The sequence below is a fragment of the Streptomyces sp. 8N616 genome, assembly GCF_052246385.1.
GTDB lineage: Bacteria > Actinomycetota > Actinomycetes > Streptomycetales > Streptomycetaceae > Streptomyces.
In genome coordinates this window covers 1-4502 of sequence record NZ_JBQQBY010000077.1, presented here as the reverse complement: position 1 = coordinate 4502, position 4502 = coordinate 1, and the positions used below count along the sequence as shown (strand labels likewise).

The 4502-nt window shown below is 76.0% G+C and carries 4 protein-coding genes; 2 read left to right on the top strand and 2 right to left on the bottom strand.

Annotated features, from left to right (window positions below):
- The first annotated feature begins 591 nt into the window (after positions 1-591).
- Both ACTWQC_RS35590 and ACTWQC_RS35585 read left to right on the top strand, forming a co-directional pair.
- Positions 592-1821: an aminotransferase class I/II-fold pyridoxal phosphate-dependent enzyme gene (locus tag ACTWQC_RS35590; protein ID WP_443320010.1), complete on the top strand. Its 1230-nt coding sequence runs from the start codon at positions 592-594 to the stop codon at positions 1819-1821.
- Complete coding sequence (locus ACTWQC_RS35585; protein ID WP_443320009.1) at positions 1818-2915, top strand: MBL fold metallo-hydrolase; 1098 nt, start codon at positions 1818-1820, stop codon at positions 2913-2915. Before ACTWQC_RS35590 ends, ACTWQC_RS35585 begins: the two co-directional genes overlap by 4 nt.
- A 41-nt stretch (positions 2916-2956) precedes the next feature.
- On the opposite strand, the gene ACTWQC_RS35580 is transcribed toward ACTWQC_RS35585, so the two are convergent.
- Together ACTWQC_RS35580 and ACTWQC_RS35575 are read right to left on the bottom strand one after the other, a co-directional pair.
- Positions 2957-3613, bottom strand: a complete 657-nt coding sequence (locus ACTWQC_RS35580) for a DedA family protein (RefSeq protein WP_443320011.1) — start codon at positions 3611-3613, stop codon at positions 2957-2959.
- Positions 3613-4395 carry an MBL fold metallo-hydrolase gene (locus tag ACTWQC_RS35575; protein ID WP_443320008.1) on the bottom strand — a complete coding sequence of 261 codons (783 nt, stop codon included), beginning with the start codon at positions 4393-4395 and terminating at the stop codon, positions 3613-3615. The genes ACTWQC_RS35580 and ACTWQC_RS35575 overlap by 1 nt, the downstream gene beginning before the upstream one ends.
- Positions 4396-4502 lie beyond the last annotated feature (107 nt).

Genomic DNA, 4502 nt, shown 5'->3' with positions numbered 1-4502 from the left:
ACCCAGGCCCTCCTCCGCCTCGCCCGCCACCGCATCAGCGTGCTGTTCGCCATGCTCCGCGACGGCACCTTCTACGAACCCAGAACCCCACGCCTCGCTTGACCACAGACATAGAGGCACCCCCCCGCGTCCCCCAGCCCACCCCGCGGACGGGTCCCCGCGGGATCCCGTCCGCGAGGCCCCGCGGGATCCCGCTCGCGGGGTCCGTGGTCCTCCGCGTTCCAGGGAGCTACGCCCCGTGGACCGTCCCTGCGGGATCCTGCTCGCGGGTCTGTGGTCCACACCGCCCACGGGGGGCCGCCCCGCGGACCGCCCGCGGGGCTTGCGGGTCCGTGGTCCGCCCCGCGCCTTCGGCGCGGAGCGCCCGGGGCTTCGCGGGACTTCCCGCGGCTCGGCGGGCCCCGCCCGCCAAGCGTTCCCATCGGGCGGGGCTCGTCGATGGTTCCCATCGGGCGGGGCCCGTCAAGCGCGGGAGCGCTTGGCGGGTACGTGTCGTCCCGTTGCCGGTCAGCGGCGATCTGGGAAGGTGGAGATCCGGGTCCTGGGCGGGATGTGACCCCGGGCGCGGATCGACCCCCGTCGGAGGTAGGGATGGAGCGCACCGCACCGGAGGGACGCGGACCGGCGCCGTTCGGGCCGCCGGCCTCCGTGCCCGGGCTGCCGGTGCTGCCGGAGCTCGCGGAGCGGCTCGCCGGGGCCGCCCACGGCGCCGGTCCCGAACCCGTGGGCGGCGGGCGCGACGTACTCGAAGCAGCCTGCGGCTACTGGTCGCGGCGCGGTCTGCCGACCGACACCTCCCACGCCGCCGCCGCCCCCGGCGGCGAGCCGCTGCTCCTCGCGCTGCTCGCCGCGACCGGCGGCGACGTCCTCGTGCCGCGCCCCTGCGCCGCCTGGTACGCCCCGCAGGCCCGGCTGCTGGGCCGGTACGCGTACCACGTGCCGACGCCCGCCGAGTGCGGCGGCGTGCCCGACCCGTTCGCCCTGCTGGAGACCGTACGCCGAGTCCGCCGCGAGGGCGGGGACCCGCGGGCGCTGCTGCTGTCCGTGGCCGACGATCCGTCGGGCACCGTCGCGCCGCCCGAGCTGATGCACGAGGTCTGCGAGGCCGCGCTCGACGAGAGCCTGCTGATCATCAGCGACGAGACGTTCCGGGACACCGTCCACGACGCGGGCGGAACCGTGCTGTTCAGCCCCGCCGAGATGTACTCGCGGGACGTCGTCGTCATCGTGGACCTCGGCGAGGCCCTCGTACCGCCCGGCTGGCCCGCCGCGATCGCCCGCTTCCCCGGTACCAGGCGCGGCGGCGAGCTGCACGCCGCCACGCTCGATGCCCTCGCCGGCCTGCGCGCCGTATGCGCCGGGCCCGTCGCGGCCGCCGTGGCGCACGCCCTCGGCGAACCGGGCCCCGTCACCGCCCGCCTCGCCGCGGCCAACCGGCTGCACGCCGTCCTCGCCGGCGCGCTGCACCGCACCGCCACCGCGGCCGGAGTCCTGGTGCGCCCGCCGCAGGCCGGCAGCCACCTCTACGCCGATCTCGACCCGCTGCGCCCCGCGCTCACGGACCGCGGCATCACCGACTCCGTCGAGCTCGAGGACCATCTCACGCGGCGCATCGGGGCGCCGGTGCCAGGCGGGCACCGCTTCGGGGACGGCCCCGACACGCTTCGCGTACGCCTCTCCACGGGACCGCTCCTCGGCGGCTCCGACGAGCAGCGGCTGCAGGCCCTCACCGCTCCGGACCCCTTGGAATTGCCGCATGTGGACGAGGCGTTGAGGTTGTTCGCATCGGCATGCGCAGAACTGGACGGAGCCCCGCGATGACGGAACGGACCGAGCACCCGATTCCAGGAACCCCCGGGGCCGGGTCCGTTCCCGGGTCCCTTCCGGGCGCCGGGCCCGGCTCCCGCCCCGCCTCCCGCCCCGCCTCCCGCCCCGGCACCGCACTGCGCCCCCTCGGCGAGTCCCGCGCCTGGCCCGGCTCCTTCGCCGGCCGGCTCACCTCCCCGCTGCCCGGCGTCCGCGCCTTCGCCCGGGTCGCGCGGGAAGGCGGTCTGCGCCCGGCCGCCGCCGACGCCCGGCGCGACATCCCGCGCATCCCGTTCGAGCCCGGCTCGCTGCCGGAGGCCGGGCCCGACACCGTCGCCGTCACCTGGGCGGGACACGCCAGTTGGGTGGTACGGATCGGCGGCCTCACCGTCCTCACCGACCCCGTATGGTCGCGCCGGATCCTCGGCACGCCCGCCCGCGTCACGCCGGTCGGCGTCCGCTGGGAGGACCTCCCGGAGATCGACGCGGTCGTCATCTCCCACAACCACTACGACCACCTGGACGCCCCCACCCTCAAGCGGCTGCCGCGCGACACCCACCTCTTCGTACCGGCAGGACTCGGCGGTTGGTGCCGGCGCCGCCGCTTCACCCGGGTCACGGAACTCGACTGGTGGGAGGCCGCGGAGCTGCCGTCCGAAGGCGGTGGCGTCCGCTTCGACTTCGTGCCCGCGCACCACTGGAGCAAGCGGACCCTGACCGACACCTGCCGCTCGCTGTGGGGCGGCTGGGTGCTCAGCGACGCGCAGGGGCGGCGGGTGTACTTCGCGGGCGACACCGGCTACGGCCACTGGTTCGCCGAGATCGGGCGGCGCCATCCGGGCATCGACCTGGCCCTGCTGCCGATCGGGGCGTACGACCCCGGCTGGATGCTCCGTACCGTGCACACCGACCCCGAGGAGGCGGTCCAGGCCTGCCTCGACCTCGGGGCGCGGGTCATGGCCCCCATGCACTGGGGGACGTTCCTGCTGTCCGCCGAGCCGCCGCTCGAACCCCTGACGCGGGTGCGCGCGGCCTGGGATGCGGCGGGCCGCCCGCGCGACGAGCTCTGGGACCTCCCGGTCGGCGCCTCCCGGGTGCTCGCCCCGTGACTGACGGGCCGTCAGTCAACTGGCATGTGCGCCATGGCCGGTCAGCTCTCGCTCGCCCGGCCGGGCGCGACGCGCCGCCACACCGCAGGAACCGCGCTGATCAGCAGTGTCAGCGCCACCGCCGCCACCACGCCCTCCCAGGGTTCCGGGAAGAGCGAGCCGCCGAGGATCCCGATCAGCCCGTACGTCGCGGCCCATGCCAGGCACGCCGGGACGTCGCCGCGTACGAACCGCCGCATCGGCATCCGCGCGAGCAGGCACGCCAGCATCACCGGAATCCGGCCCGCCGGGATCAGCCGGGAGACCACCAGCACCGCCACCCCGTGGTCGCCCAGCTTCCGCTGAGCCGCCTCGAGCCGGTCGGGCGCGGCCCGCTCGCGCAGCCGCTCCAGCCAGCGCGAGCCGTTCTTCGACCCCACGCCGCGCTGCCCCAGCCAGTAGAGGCCGATGTCGCCGAGGCACGCCGCGAGGGCCGCCACGCCGAAGACCACCAGCAGCGTGAACGGCGCGGTCTGGTGGAAGGCCACCACGGCGGCCGAGCTGACCAGCGCTCCGGTCGGCACCACCGGCACCAGCGACCCGAGCACGACCAGCAGGAACAGCGACGGATAGCCCACCGCCTGCTGGGTCGACTCCGGCGGCACCGAGCTCACCACATCCCGGGACAGGTCCCGCAGCAGCTCGGGGATCACCGCGATCACCGTGCGACCTCCGGCCGCACGGTCTCTCCCTGGCCGAGCCGGTGCACCGCCACGCCGGGCGCCAGCTGTGCCGCGTGCCGTACGAACTCCTCGCCCGGCGCGTGGAATTCATGCGGCCGGACCGGGTCGAGACCGATCGGCCAGTACGTGCCGTAGTGCACCGGAACCGCGCTGCGCGGGGCCAGCCGGGCCAGGGCCTGCGCGGCCCGGGTGGCGTTGAGGTGACCGGGACCGAGGTACGGGCCCCAGCCGCCGACCGGCAGCAGCGCCACATCGCACGGCCCCACCTCGTCCGCCATCTCCGCGAAGAGACCGGTGTCGCCCGCGAAGTACGTCCGCGCCTCGCCGCACACGACGTAGCCGAGCGCGGGGGAGCGGCGCGGCCCGTACGGCAGCCGCCGCCCGTCGTGCGCCGCCCGCACCGCGCGGATCACCACATCGCCGACCACGACCTCGTCGCCCGGCACGACCTCGGTGACGCGCAGCCCGGCACCCGCGGCCAGCCGCCGCAGCCCGGGAACGGCGCGCTGCGCGCCGTACGGCACGAGGAGCCGGGTGCCGGACGCGAGTCGTTCGAGGGACCGGAGGTGGAGGTGATCGGCGTGCAGATGCGAGACGACGGCCACGTCGGCGACTGCGGCCTCGGGCGGCGGCAGCGCGCCCCTGCGGCGCCGCAGGTGCGCGAGGCGGCGGACGAAGAGGGGGTCGGTGAGCACGCGGACACCGGAGTCGGCGACGGTCGCGGTGGCGTGACCCCACCAGGTGATGTCCACCGGCACTGCGCCACCTCCCGATCCCCCTGCTCGCCCGCGCAGCACTGCGCACTGTCGAGCGTAGCCACGTTGTGGGCGTTCGTTCCGCGGGGCGATGGGGGCACCCTCATCGC

Bases quoted from the DNA above. Each gene is read 5' to 3' on its own strand.
- ACTWQC_RS35585 (WP_443320009.1), top strand. From the start codon at position 1,818: ATGACGGAACGGACCGAGCACCCGATTCCAGGAACCCCCGGGGCCGGG.
- ACTWQC_RS35590 (WP_443320010.1), top strand. From the start codon at position 592: ATGGAGCGCACCGCACCGGAGGGACGCGGACCGGCGCCGTTCGGGCCG.